A 16,637-nucleotide genomic window follows, 5' to 3' on the forward strand; every position below is an offset into this window, starting at 1 on the left:
TAACTGAAGCAGCATTTCCATGCAAAGCCTGGAAATGCTGCAAAAAACTAACCGTTTACCTGATTTATCCTTCGTCCGCCGAGAACGGTTGCCTCAACGAATTGATCAGAATGCTAATTTTGCTCCCGACCCGACCGCCTAGGTGTTGTCAAAGGGAGACGATGTTTCTCAGGTAACTGCAAGATTCTGCAATATCAGCGATCGGGTTGCCATAGTGCAATAAACACAAAAGCGGATAGTTATGTGTTGAGAGAACTATTATAAAGAGCAGCTACAAGAAATAAGGCTAAACAGTAATGGGGGATGAAACGGCGTGGTGGGTTTTTGCTTTACTTTCCGCCTTTTTTGCAGCACTAACTACGATTTTCGCCAAAATTGGAGTTGAAAACATTAACTCCAACTTAGCAACTGCAATCCGCACAGTTGTGATTTTGGCGATCGCCTGGGGAATTGTCTGGGCAAACGGTCAGTTCCAAGGGTTGTTCACGATCTCATCCAAAACTTTGCTATTTCTGGTGTTATCTGGAGCAGCAACCGGGCTATCGTGGCTTTGCTACTTCAGAGCGCTACAGCTTGGCAATGCTTCTTTAGTCGCGCCAGTAGATAAGTCTGGATTAATTTTGGTGCTATTGCTGTCTGTTCTATTTTTGGGTGAGCCATTGACGCTGAAGATCATTGTCGGAACCCTGTTGGTACTGGCAGGAACATTAGTGCTGGTTGTGTAACGAGTGCTGATTGTGTAACGGGTCAGCGCTATATCTCATCCACTGGCTGGAATCTTTACAATACTGGTTGACTGAAACACCTCTGGAAATTGCTTCCAGGGAATATCTCCTGTGGTGCTATTGAGATAGAACTTGCCATTCCTAGCAGGTTGCTAAGTATCAGGGGGAAATGTGAATCTCTAGAATGCTGTTCTTATCAGAATCTCTCTATGCTTAAGCCTGTGATTCTTTTGCTCATTTCCAATGTTTTTATGACATTTGCCTGGTACGGTCACTTAAAGGATCTGAAAGCGGCTCCCTTATGGATTGCGATCGCTTCAAGCTGGGCGATCGCCTTTTTTGAATACTGCTTTCAGGTTCCTGCTAACCGTGCAGGCATTCAATACTTCAGCCTGCCTCAGCTTAAAGTATTGCAGGAAGTGATTACGATGCTTGTGTTTGCCGGGTTTAGCGTGAGTTATATGAAAGTGCCTGTAACGCGCAACTATTTTTTGGCAGCAATGCTGCTTGCAGGTGCCGCCTATTTAATTTTTAGTGAAAAGCCACAGAACTAGTGAGTTGGAGACAAATCCGCTGCTGAAGTTCTGTGTATTCGATTTTGAAGAGAATCATTTGGCTTATCGCTTTGCTTGCGATCGCGCTAAATAGATAAAGAATGGTGCACCGAGGAGAGCCATCATAATTCCTACTGGCAATTCTTGAGGCTTAATGATGAGACGAGCCGCTAGATCTGCGATTAACAATAAAACAGCGCCCCATACTGCTGCATACGGTAATATCCAACGGTAATCGACACCCACCCAAAAGCGAACGATATGAGGAATCACTAAACCTACGAATCCGATCGGCCCGGCTAGAGCAACCGCGCTACCAGCCAGCAAAACAACCGTGATGATGGCGATCGCCTTTACCCATGCTGTGTTGAGTCCCAACCCTCTGGCAACATCTTCGCCTAACGTTAGAGTAGTAATTTGTTTACCCAAACTAAAGGCAATGATTAAACCGATTAAAACATAGGGAAGAACTTGCAGCAGGATATTGAAGTCACGTCCAGCAACCGATCCGGCTAGCCAAAAGCGCACTTCATCCAAAGTGCGTCGATCGAGGATCAGAATTCCAGTCATTAAAGCAGATAAAAGATAGTCGAGCACTGCGCCTGCTAGAACAAGTTTGAGGGGAGACAGTCCGCCCCTCCCTACCGACCCTAGGCTGTAAACTGCGACTGCGGCGATCGCTGCTCCCGCAAAAGCAAACCAGGTGTAGATCTGAATGGATGTAGTCCCGATAAGAAAAGTCGCTGCAACAACTGCAAGAGCTGCCCCAGCACTGATTCCTAAAATTCTTGGTTCTGCTAGTGAGTTTCGCGTCAAACCCTGCATGAGTGCTCCGGCTACTGCCAGTGCTGCGCCAACCAGCAGTGCAATTAGAGCGCGTGGCAATCTCAGTGTTGTGATAATGAGATGATTGGTTGAACCATCGAATGCAGTCAAGGCTTGCCAAACGGTGCTCAGATCAATATCTGCTGCTCCAAACGTGATGCTTAAAAGGAGACAAACAAACAGTAATAGAATACTTACACCCAAACCTACGACTTGTAGAATAGGCGATCGCTTTTTGGAGACAGTTGCTAAAGGTGCTGAAGCCACGTCAAGTAATAGATAAGAGTGATGAGTTTGGTGCAACCAGTTCAGTCATGATGTTTATCAAGGACGACGAGTCGAGATCCCTAATTGCACACCTTCTACCGATCGCAATTGATCCATCACAGCAATCACCTGACCATGCTCAACCTTTGCGTCAGCGTTGATCACGACTAACCGCTCTTGGTTGCCAACTAGCGTTTCGACTTGCTCTGCTAACTCTTCAACTTGGATAGGTTGGCGATCGAGAAACACATCTCCCTCATCATCAACCGTTACCGTAATCTTGCTCTCTTGTTGAGACTCGGCTGTTTGCGCTTGCGGCAAATTAACCGGCAGACCTTCAGACTTCGTTAGGAACAACGACGACATGATAAAAAATGTCAGGATGGCAAAAACCACATCAATCATCGGCACGATGTTGATGATAGGAAGATCATCGGGCTCTTCAGGAATATTCATGGCAATCAATTCATCACTTTCGACACAGCGCTAAATCCTTCATGGCGGCTTAGATGCAAAACTTCAAGCTGGCTGCCAAACTCTTGAATCGCAGCAACCTGCCGCCGATAGAATCCTCGAAACAAACTGGCGAAGAACAAGGCAAATAAAGCCACAATTAACCCTGATGCCGTGGACACTAATGCCTCACTAATGCCTCCCGTTACTTGTAGGGCGCTCTCACTACCTCCACCCCCAAGATCTAAGGCAGCAAAGGATTGAATTAACCCTAAAACGGTGCCTAACAGCCCTAATAGAGGGGCTGCAGTAATAATTATGTCAAAAATAGAGTTGAATCGCCGTAGCATCGGCAGTTCAGCTTGCGTTGCCCCTTCTAGGGTGAGACGAAAAGCATGGGGAGGAAAGTGATCGACTTCTAAAGCTTCCAGAAAAATTCTGGCAATGGGCAAATCGGAATTGTGCTTAAGCTTTAACAGTGCTGCATCAAAATCATGCTGGTAAGTTCGCAGCACGTCCCGCGCTATTCGTCGTTGGCGACGATTTACTCGAAACCAGAAAACAAGACGTTCTAGGATGAGGGCGACCGCCACAATCGAGAATCCCAGCAAGGGATACATGACGATGCCACCTGCAATAAACAGTTCAACAATTAGCATTTTGTGTTCACACAGCAATAGAGCCAACTTTGTGAGTTAGCTAATTAACCTAAGAGCAGTTGAAATCGTTATTGATAACTCTTCTCAAAAGAAGAGTAAATCCTGCGATACTCAATGTCAAGCACTGGCAATACAGAAATAATTGTTTCGAGATAAACTTCGTTCAATGCCACTGCTGAATCTGATTGAGAGACCAGGATCTCCCGTTAGAGCGGGGTTTGAAACCTGAAGCGAAAAGTAGGCTAACTCAAATAAACTGATTGACAGCGTTGCAGTTGAATTTTAGGATGGGCAAATCAGATAGTAATGATTTGCAATAGATTTTGTTTTGCAATCGCTAACTTTGCAATCACTATTCGCGGGTAGGATGGATGGCATCAAATACCGTTGCTCAACAGCGTGAACAACAGGAAAAGACTCTCAAGCGATTCATCGTTTGCAGTCTTGCGGGATCACTCACCCTGCATGTGATTGGACTGTTCTTGAAAGTCGATAATTTCTGGAAGCCAGCTCAGGCAGCACAAGAAGAAATCACTATTGTTGTGACCGAGCCTGCCGAGGAAGAAGTCGTAGAGACAATTCCGTTAGAAGAGCAGGGTGAAGCGATCGCTGAGTCAGAATTCGCAGCGTCTAGCGGAGGTTCAGGAGAGTTTGGGGCTACGACGGTTGTAGAACCTGCTCCGGCCACTGAAATTCCTCAAGAAGAGTCTGTTGTTGAAGAACCCGAACCTACACCTACTTCGATCGCTGAAGATATTGAAGAAGTTGAAGAGGAACCTGTTGAAGAACCTGTTGAAGAGGAGCTAGAACCATTAGCCGAACAGGACGAACCTGAACCCACTGAGGACGTTGCTGAAGCAACAGAGCAACGCGACCTAAGCAACTTCTTAGAGGAATTGCGACGTGCCCGTGAGCAAGCGAGACAAACTGCGCTGAATAGTAATACCACCAGTGGAAGTGGGACTCCCAGTCCTTCCGGCAGTTCTAATACAGGTGGAGGCGATCGCCCTTCAACTACAGCAGTTGGACCCAATCGAGGCGGAAGCTCTAATTCTGGTGAAGGCACCGGAACGGAAGATGACTCAGGAGACGATCGCTCCCGTCGAAGTGGCGGATCTCGTGAGGTTAGTTGCCAAGGCTGTGACTTTGACTATCCAGAGAGTGCTGACGGGGCAGAAGGAACGGCTCAGGTCGTTGTTGAAACAGATGATGAGGGGCGAGTTATTTCTGTTACCCTTTCACGCACCAGCGGTAATGCCGAACTCGATCGAGCTGCCTTGGAACAAGCTCGACGGCGAGTCCAATTGAGCAATACTAGAGCGGGAGAAAGCTACCCTCTTGATATTGAATTTGTGCAGCCAAATTCAGAAGCGGCAAGACGAGCAGAGGAAAGGGGCGATCGCCGCAGTATCACGGTTTCCGACCCAGAGCCAGAGCCTACCGAGGCTGCTGAAACGAGTCCCGCTGAAACCCCTGAATCGGCAAGCAGCTCACCCCCAGAGCCGGAACCTTCTTCAATTGAAGAACCTTCTCCAACGGAGGAAACCTCTCCAACGGAGGAACCTTTTTCTACTCCAGAACCGGAATCTTCTAGCAGTCCTGAACCAACACCAAGTCCTTCTGAGACTCCAGCACCTGAGCCAGTAGACAGCTCTGATACAACAGAACCAGTAGAAGAACCCGCACCTGCACCTGACCCTGCACCCGCACCAGAACCCGCACCCGCACCCGCACCAGAACCAGAACCTGCTCCCGCGCCTGACCCTGCCCCGGGGCCTTCACCATAATGGGTTGGGAATTAAAGGAAACAGTTTATTCGGAGATTGCTCCAAATAAACTGCATCATCGTAGGGAATTGCTTACGCTGGTTTAATATAACGGTTCTTGCTTGAGTGGAATACAAAGCACGGCATACAGCAGTGGCGCGGTACGCCGCCGTGCAATTGCAATTCTGATTCATTCAGCGGTTTGCCTACGAGCCAACTGAGCAAACAATCCTGGCTGACTGGCTAGCTCTTCAAATCGCCCTTGTTGGACAACGCGTCCGGCTTGCATCACATAAATGCGATCGGCATAGCGAATGGTGCTGAGACGGTGAGCAATGACAACACGAGTAACTTTGAGTTGATCTAAACTCTGACTCACGATCGCCTGTGTCTTATTATCCAAGGCGCTTGTGGCTTCGTCAAACAGTAAAATCTGAGGCTTTAAAGCTAATGCACGGGCAATCACCAGTCGTTGCCGTTGTCCACCGGAGAGGTTCGTTCCACCTTCACTCACAAGCGTATGCATCTGCATGGGCATGGCTCTTATATCCTCTGCAAATCCACTCATTTCCGCCGCAGTCCACGCTTCATCTAAGGTGATTAGGGCACCGCTGGCAATGTTTTCAAAGATTGAGCCTGCGTTAATTCGGCTATTTTGCAACACCACACCTAACTGACGGCGCACGGCCATCACATCCAGTCCCATCAAATCTTGTCCGTCATAGTAGATTGTGCCAGAGATAGGCGTTTCAAAGCCTAGCAACAGTCGCATGACGGTTGATTTGCCGCTGCCCGATGGTCCGACTAATGCAATAAATTCACCTGGTTGGGCAGAGATACACACACTATCAAGGTTGAGGGGACCATCTTCGCGATAGCGGAAGGATATATGGTCAATTTGAACGTTGCCAGATAGCCGTCCTGGGTTAGCTTTGTTGAGGTCAATTTCGGGTTCAGCAGTTAGGATAGATTGCGATCGCTGCCACAGTGGAATCACATCCAACACTTCAATTAATGTATTGCTGAGACTGGTGACTCCTCCAATAAACGTGCCAAACGCAACGCTAAACGCCAGAAAAGATCCGGTTGATAAACCGCTACCGCTGCCAAAGGACTGAGTCGGATCAATCAAAGTGCTGGCTAGCCCAAACAGCAGCACTGTCGTGAGAGTTGGCAACACCGTGTTGAACAACACAACCATGTCCTCTAAACGCTGCGTGCTGGCTAGAAGCTGAAGTTGTTTCACATATTTTTGTCCCCAATGGGCAAAAGCGCGTTCCTCAACTCCGGCAATTCGCAGCTTAGGAACCGCATTGATGAGTTGCACCATCAACCCAAAAAGGTCACCTTCAAGCTCCATTAAAGGGCGATTTTTGCGAATGATCAGGGAACCAGAGATGGTGGTAAAAGTGATAATTACTGCGGCTAGCACTAGTGCCAGAGTTGCCAGTCTAGAACTGTAGTAAAACAACAGTCCCAAATTCAACAGTGAGAAAAAACCGGCAAAGATACTTTGTAAGGCAGTACCACTAAGCTTGCGCCGAATCGCACCAATGCCAGACACGCGTGAGTTTAAATCACCGATGGAATATTCTCGAAAGAAGGAGGTTTTTAGCTTGAGTAAACGATCCCAGACAGCGGCTTGTAGAGATGCATCGGATAGGGTTTCAATTCGCATGGAGGCGATCGCCTGCGCCAGTTGAAAGCTTGCCCCACCAAAGGCAGCCGCTAGTAGCCCTAACCCAATCTGCACCAGTAAACCTGAGTTGCCGTAGGGAATCGCGTTATCAATCAAAACGGCTGTAGCTTGTGGCACCAGCATTCCTAACAACGTTGCAGCTACGCCTGTGAGCAGAATCGCAATCACGTCGGACGTGCGCCCTTGCAGCGTAAATTTGAGCAAACTAATGGCATTCAACACGCCATCAGGCAAGGGTCTGTAGAAGACAAACGCAACGGGATCAATGGTTTGAGCAACAGCCTGATCGACTGGAACTCTAGCAGAGGCAGGTTTAGAACCCTTCGTCGTTGAAACATCGGCTTCAGCTAAACCTGTCGATGCCGGATCAAACAGTTCGTACTGGGTATTTCCAACGGGCAACAGTGCGACAGGTCGTTTATCCTCAACGGTGTAAGCCAGAAGTGGTCCGCTATCCATCTTCCACCAATTGTTTCGCAGCAAAACTCGCCGCAAGCGTAAGCGAGAAGAACGGGCGATCGCCTCCAAAGGTTCCTTTAATCGCTTCAGATCTTCCGATCTAGCAGGTGGGTGAATAGTTACTCCCAGTGCCTTACCCACTGCTCCTGCTGCAATTAACAAAGGAGTATCTGCCTCAAAAAAACTCTCTGTCCTAGGATGTAACACTGACGCAAGCTGATGGATCGTTTGCTGCGTCAATTGACGGTTAAGCTGCTGCCTTGCCTCAAATCGAGCTAACGTTTGCTGAGTTTCGTGTTCTCCAATCAGTTCAACGGAACAGAGAAAATAGTGATGCAGTTGAGCCAGTCCCTTTAGCAAAACATCCCAACTTTCAACCTCGGCTGTGCCTCTAGAAAACAGTTCAAGGTGATCGGCTGCTTCTAACCATGCTCCATTTCCAATAGGAAAACAGCCTGTTTCTGGATCTAAAACCAGGTCTGAATGACCCAACCAGAGCATCTTTCCTTGCTGGACTCTCACCCACAAAACCTGATCGGGAGGAGGCTGAAATATTTGCCCTTCCATCAGAGAAAGGTATTGCATATCAGGAGTAATTCCAGCGGTCTTTGGCTGAGTTAGTCCCTCCACTTGACCAAGTTTGTGAATCCAGTTGTCGAGGAGGAAGTGGGGATCGGGGATTGAAGACTGGGAGAGTACGGGAGTGGGAGGGTATGGAATTGGCAGAAGCTCTGTAGGTTCAAGTGGAACGGCGATGATGCCGAGTGAGTTACAGTCTGGACGAGATGCAATGCCAAAAAGAGTTTCACCGGGGTAAATGTTGAATAGGTAGTGGCGATCGCCCTCCGCCTCACCATTTTTTATTGGCACCACAAACAGCGCCAGGGAGCCTGACTGAACCAGCCAAACCGTTTGAGGGTCATTTAATAACAGGGGTTGATTGCCTGTAATTTGGTGCAAACTTGTGTCAATCTGCTGTAGCTTCATGAAGCACCCTCCGCGTTGCGAATGAGTTGAGCATAATGTCCAGGTTGTTGCCACAGTTCTTCATGGGTACCGCGTTGCACAACCTTGCCGCGTTCTAAAACAATAATTTCGTCAGAGTCTCGAATGGTGCTTAGCCGATGCGCCACAATCAAACAAGTGCAGCCCCGCTGCCGCAATTTTTGGTCAATCATTTTCTCGGTTTCTGTATCCAGGGCACTGGTGGCTTCATCCATAATCAGAATTGACGGATTGTTGATTAGCGCTCTAGCAATCTCAAGCCGCTGTCGCTGTCCACCACTCAGATTCACTGCACCTTCCAGCAATTGAGCATCATAGCCACCAGGAATCGAGAGGATAACTTCGTGAATTGCTGCATCCCGACAAGCCCGATGTAAGGCGCGCTCGGGAACTGTGGTATCCCACAGGGTTAAGTTCTCACGAATGGTGCCTGCAAATAGGAGAATGTCCTGTTCTACAACTGCGATCGAATTGGTGAGTACAGAACGGGAAATATCATTTCTAGCAACTCCGTCAAACCGGATTTCTCCTGACCAGGCATCATAGAGTCCAGCAATTACTTTAGCGAGGGTTGACTTACCAGAGCCACTTCCTCCTACAAAAGCAATTCGCTGTCCCGGCTTAATAGAAAGGTTGAAATTCTCAATTAGCGGCGGTTCAAGCGGGCTGTAGCCGAAGGTAAGGTCTTTTAGATCAATGTAACCGTGCAGACGAGGAGAAAAGGGTGAAGGATGAAGGATGAGAGATGAAGGGGGAGGGGGGGAATCTTGTTCTTGTAACTGGGGATCAACTTCGTTAGTTAATACGTCGTCCAGGCGCTGTAGGTTCCCCTGTAAGGTTTGCAGAGTGCTGCCAAATTGGACGAGACGATTGACGGGTTGCTGAAAGCTTTGCATCAGGAGTTGAAAGGCGACTAGCATCCCAATACTTAAGCTGCCGTTGATCACGCGCCATCCACCGATCATCAATAGCGAAGCAGCCGTGAGTGCCGAAAGAAGAGTAGGCAATAATCCTAAAACGCGGTTGATTAAACCTAACTCTTGCTGAGCGTTGATTGCCTTGGTGTAATAGCCCACCCAACGAGCAAAAAAGTCTGACTCTAAGCCAGAAGCTTTGAGCGTTTCCATGCTCTGTAAGCCTGCGATCGCAATTCCCGATGCTTTGCCGTATTCCTGCACCAGTCGCAGGTTTGCATCGACGCGCTGACGCGATACCCACTGTAAAGTGAGTACATTCACAACGGCAAAGAAAATCACAATCAGGGTTAAGACGACGTCATATTGGAACATGGCGATCGCAAAAAAGATCACCATGAAGGCGCTGATTACTGTGATCGTCAGACGACCCGACATTACATCCGCCACATCATCGTTGAGTCGAATCCGGTTGCTGATCTCTCCGGCAAACCGCTGGGCATAAAAGCTGACGGGTAAACGTAAAACGTGCCAGACAAACCGACTGGATAAACTCACCGATAGCTTAATCTTTAAGCCACGCAAATACCGTAGCTGCAACAGGGTAAGCAATCCCTGAAGACATATCGTGATCATCATGCCAAACAATAAGTAGGGCAACCACTCGGGTCGGCTGCCCATCAGGACATTATCCACAAAGATCTGGCTAAAGGCAGGAATCACCAGACTTGGCAGCACCAGTAAAAAGCTTGCCAGGATGCAGTAGAGCAATGCCCCAACCGAATTGCGGAGACGGCTTCCTAATGCCAAAGTGAGACTGGGTTTTTGTCCCCCTGGCTGAAATTCTTCGCTCGGCTCCATCACCAGAACGACCCCGGTATATCCTTCATCGAATTCCTGATAGGAAACCCTTCTAGGTCCGACAGCTGGATCATTGAGATAAACTCGGTCTTTGTCAAACCCCTCAACCACTAAAAAGTGATTGAAGTGCCAGAAAACAATAAAAGGAAAACGCAGTTGTGACAGGCTTTCTAGTGACTTCTTAAAGCCTTTGGCGACCATGCCATAGTTTCTGGCCGCCTTAAGGACATTGGCGGCTGTCACCCCATCTCGCGAAACACCACAGGCTTGTCGTAGCTCTGCCAGCGGCACAATGCGGTTGTAATAGCCTAAGACAATTCCTAAAGCCGCAGCCCCGCACTCAACGGCTTCCATCTGTAAAACTGTGGGTGTTTTGACTCGGCTCTTTTGCCCCTTTAGTGACTGTTGCAGAGAGGCTAAAGGGTTGATAAACATCAGTGAGACACCTCAAGAAATGGAAATACAAAGGTGATGGGTGCTTTTTCTGCCAGGGTGATGCGGGCGATCGCACTCATTCCGGGAGCCAGCGTTAACCGTATACCTCTTGCAGAAGACCACCGATAGCCGCTTGCAGTGGCAGGATCGGGTTCCAGTTCAGCAACGACTTCTACTAAATTTTCTTGATCCGTAATGCCGGACTGACGAGCCGCATCTAAAGTGGTGACAGATGGTTCTGAAACAGATTTAATCCGAGCAACCAAGCCGTCGGTTTGTTCAGAGCCGATGGTGTCAGGCACCAGCATAATCTCCATTCCAGGTTGAATCTGCTTCGCTTCATCGCTACCAAAATAGGTTAATCCCACTAGTTCATTAGAGGATTGGGTTGGGTGAACGAGGATTCCTTTACCCACTGCGGTAATTGGAATCCGTCCAAAGAAACCCCAAACCAGCGCCAACGCCATCAAGGAAGCCAGAGATGCCAGAGGTAGCCAACTCTTAGGGCTAACAACTTGCATCAGTTGATCCAACTGCTCTGGAGAAGATAATCGCTCCAGGGACTCCTTTCTAAAAATGCTGGTTTTTGACTGCTCACTCATGGCTTTATTTGATGGCTCCGTTCAGTGACTCGCTTTAAGTTACACCCAACCGTTTCAACATCCAGTTAAATCGAGCTGCCCCTTGAGAAACCTGTTGCAACGAATCAAGGTCTAGCTCATCCTCATATTCAACGTCCTCATCCATCTCCTGATGCTGACTGTAGTTGCTCTTATTGCAGCCCAGACGACTCATCACGGTTTGCAGACTATTAGAAAGTTGAAGGGCAAGGACTCGGTAAAAGCGAGAGGCAAAACTCATGTCTTGCTGAAGTTTGACAGCAAGTACCTGACGAGGAATAGATAAAACAAGAGAGTGATTGACCGCTCTAACCGTAACCGCTGGGGGGCGAAAATCTACAAAAGAGCTAGCGCCACTAATTTCACCCCGGGTTAGGTTAGCGATCGCCTTCTCACGAGGAGCCTTCCCCTGACTTTTAAAGCAAAGGGTGAGAGGGTTATAGTCTCCTTCGGGAGAGGAAATCAATAGAAGACCATCCAGAATGAAATACAGCGCCTCAACGGGTCTACCGGCTTGGAGTAAGACTTCATTCGGGGAAAGGCTTTTGATTTCACCCACGGCAACCAACCAGTCTGCGTCGCTGTCTCGAAGCTCTCCAAACACAAAGAGAGCTTCTTTCATCGGTTGTTCGGTGATGGCTTGCACCTGACCTGGCATCTCGAAGATTTGCCGCAGCCGTTCAGAGAGCATCAGGGCGATCGCCCGATAAAAATGGGTACTAAAGTTAATGTCCTGTTCTAGTTTGTCTATTAACTGTTGTCGAGGAATTGCCAGTACTAACGAATTCACATCTGCTTTAACAATTGCTGGCATAAAACATAAATCAAATAAGGATGTTTCACCCACAATCTCGCCGCGTGATAAACGAGTAATTTCTCGATCCTGACAATCACTCTCTGCAACAGTTACAACATGATCGGTAGAAGTACTTTTAGCGTTGGGAATTACGATCGTTAACGCTCCATCTAACAACAGATAAATCACCTCTGGATCTCTGCAAAGCTGGACAAGCACAGTTCCGGCGTTGATCTGCTCTTGACGACCCGCAGCGATCATCCAGTTAATGTCGGCGTTGCTTAATTCGCTGAGTAAGACTTCTGCCATGAGGTGATTGGTGCGAGTTTGATAGCCACATTATTACGGATTAGAAGTGAGGAAACTAGAGGAGATAAAGCTGATCCAACGTTCTGCCAACATTTATCCAACATCTTGCCAACATTTGTCCAACACACAAGCCTTCAGTGTTTGAGGGTTTCGGGCTACTCTAGAGAAGTGATGAGAGAGCTTGAATTGATTGCAGCTCTCACCAGTCATTTCCCTAACTGGAGGACATATCCTAATGAGTCAGCAAGAACCCAAAAAAGAAGAGCAGCTTTCAGATACAGAACTAGAAGGTGTGTCCGGTGGACTGACACAGCGGTTTGAAGATGCTCGCCTAGAGAATCTGGACAAAGGACTTCAACCTGAAGGAGAACTGTCCGAAGATCAGTTGAAAACTGTTGCAGGTGGATTGAACGAGCGATTTGAAGATGCTCGTCAGGAAAACTTGGACAGCTAGTTTTGGTTTACTCGTAGGTTGAGAAGGTAGTTAGTGCCTAGCCCTTTTTAACCTACAAATCTTGATTTCGGCAGTTTGTACTGCTAGTAGACTTCAATTAGTTTCTGATTTCTACGGGTCTGTATGCCTGTCGGGGAACGGTGCAATGCCGTTCCCCACACTTTAACTTATGTACTTTTTCTTAAGTTAGAGCTTAACTTTACTATCTTTGCTTCTTTTTCCCTCGTACTTGAGGTAGATTCTTGAGCAGTAATAGTCAGAGGTAAACCCTGATGACTGCTGAAGAAGCATTGGAGATAATAGAACAAATTTTGCCTCCAGGTAGTTTAACCGCTGCACAGGAGTTAGTATTTCGGCGATCTTGGCTGGGTGAAGAATATCCTGCGATCGCCCGTGAAGCTGGATATGACTATAGTTATATCCGAGATATTGGCGCACAACTGTGGCGATCGCTCTCCAAAGCCTTGAAAGAACCCGTTAAAAAGAAAAACTTTCGCGCCTTATTGCAACAGCGGTTCAATCTGCAACCGTTGCATTTGAAGCAGGCGATTGATCCTAATCTAACTGTGCTTTCTGATATCCCAGAATTTCCTGGAGGTGCAGTACGGCTGCACTCCCAGTTCTACATTGAGCATCCTGCTATTCAAGCAAAAGCTTATGCAGAAATCGGCAAATCAGGAAGCTTATTGCGAATCAAAGCCTCCCAAAGAATGGGAAAAAGTTCCCTTTTGCTTCGCATCATTGACCAGGCTAAAACGCTAAATTACAACACGGTTAACCTGGACTTTAAGCAAACCGATAGTGATATCTTTTCCAGCCTGGATCGGTTTCTCCGATGGTTTTGTATCCATGTGAGTCAGCAATTAGGGATAGAGCCCCGGTTAAACCAATATTGGCAAAAGGAAGCGGGTAGCAAGGCGAGCTGTACGCTTTACTGGACACGATATCTTCTGAGTCAATTAAACGCCCCTCTACTCCTGAGCTTTAACGACTTTGATTTCATTCTGACAGAGCATCCCAAACTTGCCTGGGAGTTTCTCATGCTGCTCCAGTCCTGGCACGAAGAAGCCAGACAGTCCAACGTTTTGCAAAAGCTGCGACTGGTGATAGTTCACTCCACTGATATTCACATTTCTCCGCAGCTAAGCGTATCTTCGCTCAACATGATCGGGTATCCCATTGAGCTACCAGAGCTTAATTTATCACAAGTGCAAATCCTGGCTCAAAAGTATGGCTTAAACTGGGAAACCTCTAATTCAGCTCAAGAGCTAATTGATATGGTCGGAGGGCACCCTTACCTGCTGCAACTGGCGCTATATCACCTCTGGACAGGAAGTGTAACTCTTGATCAGCTTTTGCAAGAAGCGCCTACGCTGACTGGCATATACAGCGATCATCTGCAAAGCCTTTTAGTTACCTTACAGTCTTGTCTGGACTTGTCCAAGGGACTTGACCAAATTATTAAGGATGGTCAGACTACACAAGTGAAGGTAGCCGCCAAACTAGAGAAGCTGGGACTGATCAAGCGGCAGGGTAATTTGCTTAAGCTCAGGTGCAAGCTCTATCACCTTTACTTTAGCGACCATTTGTCTCTCTTCTGCCTTTCTTGATTAACCGCCATCATCACAAAAATTGAGCCAATTCCAACCTCTTTATCCCTTCCCCTATTTCACCCTGCGAAGCTTGACGATTAAAGTCTAAGCGCGTTAGGTGCAGCGTTGGAAATCGACGCCCCCCCAGAACCTCGAAAACCGTATAATCTCGTTGACGTGTGTCGATCCCTCTCTCCATAAGGGTTTCGACGAATTTAAGCAGGCTTGATTCTCAATTAGATCTGCTTATTGACCATCAAATTGGGGGTGCGTCGATTTGACCGCTGAAACCTAGTCTGGGCAATGCTTCCTGGACGAGGGGTTTCAAACCCCATTCCCCGCAAGGGGACGGAAACAAGTAAAGATGAAATGAAAGACGAGGGGATAGAGTCCGTTTCAAACCCCATTCCCCGCAAGGGGGCGGAAACTTTGTCAAATGGGGTTCCGCCAGTTCATACACCTTTGTGGCAAAGGGTTTCAAACCCCATTCCCCGCAAGGGGACGGAAACAGAGCGATCACCAGGCGTTAGAGAGAGTCCACTTGCAAGTTTCAAACCCCATTTCCCGCAAGGGAACGGAAACGCGGAAGTCCAAACGCATTTTTCATAGCTTAAGCCAGTTAAAGTTTCAAACCCCATTCCCTGCAAGGGGACGGAAAGTCTAGGTATAAGCGATCGCACCTATTTTCAGATCGTCTCAAATCCTCTTCCCTACAGAAAGATAGAAACAACTTTTCAGGAAGCTTAGTTAATGTTTGGAGAATGCGTCACACGCACCCTAAAGTTTCTGCCTCCTTGCAAACGGTCGGCTACACTTGAGGGGTAAACTCGCCGCATCAACCCACCCCGTGATTTTGGTAAGTTTAGCTTTGAAGGTGCAAAGCGCTTAAAAACTGGACTTTTAGAATCGCCGCGATAGGTAATTCCTCTGTCGAACTCACGGAATCACCCCAGCGTGTTACGCATCGACCTATGACCAACTTAGAAAAACGTAAGCTATTGTCAGCCCTTAGTCATGGTGCTTTGGTCCTGAATGTCGCCGTTTTGCCAGTCTTAATTCCGATCGCCGTTTTAATTCTCTCGGATGACTCAATCGTGCAGCAAAATGCGAGAGAGGCAATTAACTTTTGCATCAACATTACTGTCTATATCTTCATTTTTTTGCTGCTAACCTTTATGGGGATAGGCATACCGCTTATTGGGAGAGGTATACCGCTGCTGTTTCTAACCTTGTTTGTGAGTTGGGTGATGCCGATTATTGCCGCCGTTCATGCGGCTACTCAACTAGATCGGGCTTATCGCTATCCGTTCATTTTGCGAGTGCTGTAATCGCGATAAACTTTTGAAATTTTCTATACTTGACTAATCCTGCCGAGATAAGATTTAATTCTGCAATGCAGCTTTGCCAGCGTGAAACCCTGCAAGTTGCAGACCCAAAAATTTAGTCGCGCTACCGAAAGTTGTTGGAGCAACTCTCGATAGCTGACCCTTTCGACTGTTACAGGCAGTCTGGGGGCTGAAGGTATTTTATCCCTATTTTCAGCCGCTCCAGTTTGTCACGACGTTTTGGGGTGGCTGAATTTTTGGGTTTTCCTCCCCGTTACTAGTTCAAAGGAAAACCCATGACCGCCAACTTAATCACCCGTGCCGCAGCCCCCACCCTGCTGCAACAGACTCCTGCGTCCGTTTCTGCGCCACAGCTCCAGCCCTTGCCCCTGCGCTATCCCAACCGGGAACCGATTCGCCACTTGCTGATCGGTTCACCCACGCTCGTACAAAACACGATTCACCAGTTACACCACCTGCGCTACGCCGAGGTCGGCTTGTGGAGTCCAGAGATTCCCCCCTCCGACTCAGAACTCCAGCTGACGCTCAACCCCGGCGAGGTCTTGCGAATCTTGCTGCGCTACGTGGCGATCGCAGATATCCAGTAGCATGAGTTTCTAAGCTCACAATAGAGATCTGCGGCTTCTCAAAGAAGTCGCAGTTATTACTCAACAATACTGGTTAGAGGGGTTAGACTCACTCAGATGGCGATCGCCACTGCATCTGCAAGGCAGCAAGTTTAACCTTAGATCGAATAATGAAAACCTATGTCAATGAGTGCTTGATTAAACAGCAAGGCAACTTTTTAGACCTGTCGGGGAATAAGGGAGAATAGGGAACAGTGACGAGATAAGACGATGCTAGACATCCAACGAGTGCTGAACCACGACCGGTTACTGCGGGCACTAACAGGGTTAAA

Annotated in this window: 15 protein-coding genes and 1 CRISPR repeat array; of the genes, 8 read left to right on the forward strand and 7 right to left on the reverse strand. The window is 47.8% G+C overall.

Annotated features, from left to right (window positions below):
* Positions 1-19: 19 nt before the first annotated feature.
* From H6G00_RS36330 to H6G00_RS28835, 3 genes are all read left to right on the forward strand, one after another.
* Complete coding sequence (locus H6G00_RS36330; RefSeq protein ID WP_277881996.1) at positions 20-142, forward strand: hypothetical protein; 123 nt, start codon at positions 20-22, stop codon at positions 140-142.
* A 154-nt stretch (positions 143-296) separates the two neighbouring features.
* Positions 297-725: an EamA family transporter gene (locus H6G00_RS28830; RefSeq protein WP_190799351.1), complete on the forward strand. Its 429-nt coding sequence runs from the start codon at positions 297-299 to the stop codon at positions 723-725.
* A gap of 209 nt (positions 726-934) precedes the next feature.
* Positions 935-1,279, forward strand: a complete 345-nt coding sequence (locus tag H6G00_RS28835) for a DMT family protein (protein ID WP_190799352.1) — start codon at positions 935-937, stop codon at positions 1,277-1,279.
* A gap of 63 nt (positions 1,280-1,342) precedes the next feature.
* Here the strand turns inward: H6G00_RS28835 and H6G00_RS28840 are convergent, their stop codons facing one another.
* From H6G00_RS28840 to H6G00_RS28850, 3 genes are read right to left on the reverse strand one after another with little or no spacing between them, the layout of a single operon-like run.
* The gene (locus tag H6G00_RS28840) at positions 1,343-2,371 is read right to left on the reverse strand and encodes an iron chelate uptake ABC transporter family permease subunit (protein ID WP_190799353.1); all 1,029 of its coding nucleotides are present in this window, start codon (positions 2,369-2,371) and stop codon (positions 1,343-1,345) included.
* A 57-nt stretch (positions 2,372-2,428) separates the two neighbouring features.
* Positions 2,429-2,827, reverse strand: a complete 399-nt coding sequence (locus H6G00_RS28845) for a biopolymer transporter ExbD (RefSeq protein WP_190642472.1) — start codon at positions 2,825-2,827, stop codon at positions 2,429-2,431.
* Between the two features lie 5 nt (positions 2,828-2,832).
* On the reverse strand, positions 2,833-3,483 hold the full coding sequence (locus H6G00_RS28850) for a MotA/TolQ/ExbB proton channel family protein (protein WP_190799354.1): 651 nt from the start codon (positions 3,481-3,483) through the stop codon (positions 2,833-2,835).
* A 371-nt stretch (positions 3,484-3,854) separates the two neighbouring features.
* Between H6G00_RS28850 and H6G00_RS28855 the strand changes: the two genes are divergently transcribed.
* Complete coding sequence (locus H6G00_RS28855) at positions 3,855-5,270, forward strand: energy transducer TonB (RefSeq protein WP_190799355.1); 1,416 nt, start codon at positions 3,855-3,857, stop codon at positions 5,268-5,270.
* 169 nt (positions 5,271-5,439) lie between these two features.
* On the opposite strand, the gene H6G00_RS28860 is transcribed toward H6G00_RS28855, so the two are convergent.
* From H6G00_RS28860 to H6G00_RS28875, 4 genes are read right to left on the reverse strand one after another with little or no spacing between them, the layout of a single operon-like run.
* Positions 5,440-8,394 carry an NHLP bacteriocin export ABC transporter permease/ATPase subunit gene (locus H6G00_RS28860; RefSeq protein ID WP_190799356.1) on the reverse strand — a complete coding sequence of 985 codons (2,955 nt, stop codon included), beginning with the start codon at positions 8,392-8,394 and terminating at the stop codon, positions 5,440-5,442.
* Positions 8,391-10,622, reverse strand: a complete 2,232-nt coding sequence (locus tag H6G00_RS28865) for an NHLP family bacteriocin export ABC transporter peptidase/permease/ATPase subunit (protein WP_190799357.1) — start codon at positions 10,620-10,622, stop codon at positions 8,391-8,393. Before H6G00_RS28865 ends, H6G00_RS28860 begins: the two co-directional genes overlap by 4 nt.
* Positions 10,622-11,224 (reverse strand): hypothetical protein, encoded by a 603-nt coding sequence (locus H6G00_RS28870; protein ID WP_190646556.1) that lies wholly within the window; start codon positions 11,222-11,224, stop codon positions 10,622-10,624. Before H6G00_RS28870 ends, H6G00_RS28865 begins: the two co-directional genes overlap by 1 nt.
* 34 nt (positions 11,225-11,258) lie before the next feature.
* Positions 11,259-12,347 carry a cyclic nucleotide-binding domain-containing protein gene (locus H6G00_RS28875; protein ID WP_190799358.1) on the reverse strand — a complete coding sequence of 363 codons (1,089 nt, stop codon included), beginning with the start codon at positions 12,345-12,347 and terminating at the stop codon, positions 11,259-11,261.
* Between the two features lie 235 nt (positions 12,348-12,582).
* On the opposite strand from H6G00_RS28875, the gene H6G00_RS28880 reads away from it, so the two are divergent.
* From H6G00_RS28880 to H6G00_RS28895, 4 genes are all read left to right on the forward strand, one after another.
* Positions 12,583-12,801, forward strand: a complete 219-nt coding sequence (locus H6G00_RS28880; protein ID WP_190646558.1) for a hypothetical protein — start codon at positions 12,583-12,585, stop codon at positions 12,799-12,801.
* Between the two features lie 272 nt (positions 12,802-13,073).
* Entirely contained in the window at positions 13,074-14,411 is a 1,338-nt protein-coding gene (locus H6G00_RS28885; protein WP_190799359.1) for an AAA-like domain-containing protein, read from the forward strand.
* Between the two features lie 303 nt (positions 14,412-14,714).
* Positions 14,715-15,052: a CRISPR direct-repeat array (repeat unit 35 nt; unit sequence GTTTCAAACCCCATTCCCCGCAAGGGGACGGAAAC).
* 312 nt (positions 15,053-15,364) lie between these two features.
* A complete protein-coding gene (locus H6G00_RS28890; protein ID WP_190799360.1) occupies positions 15,365-15,721 on the forward strand; it encodes a DUF4870 domain-containing protein in 357 nt (118 codons plus the stop codon).
* A gap of 293 nt (positions 15,722-16,014) precedes the next feature.
* Entirely contained in the window at positions 16,015-16,326 is a 312-nt protein-coding gene (locus H6G00_RS28895; RefSeq protein WP_190799361.1) for a hypothetical protein, read from the forward strand.
* The last annotated feature ends 311 nt before the right edge of the window (positions 16,327-16,637 follow it).

The organism is Leptolyngbya sp. FACHB-541, from assembly GCF_014695875.1.
In the GTDB taxonomy this organism is placed as follows: Bacteria; Cyanobacteriota; Cyanobacteriia; order Elainellales; family Elainellaceae; genus JAAUTN01.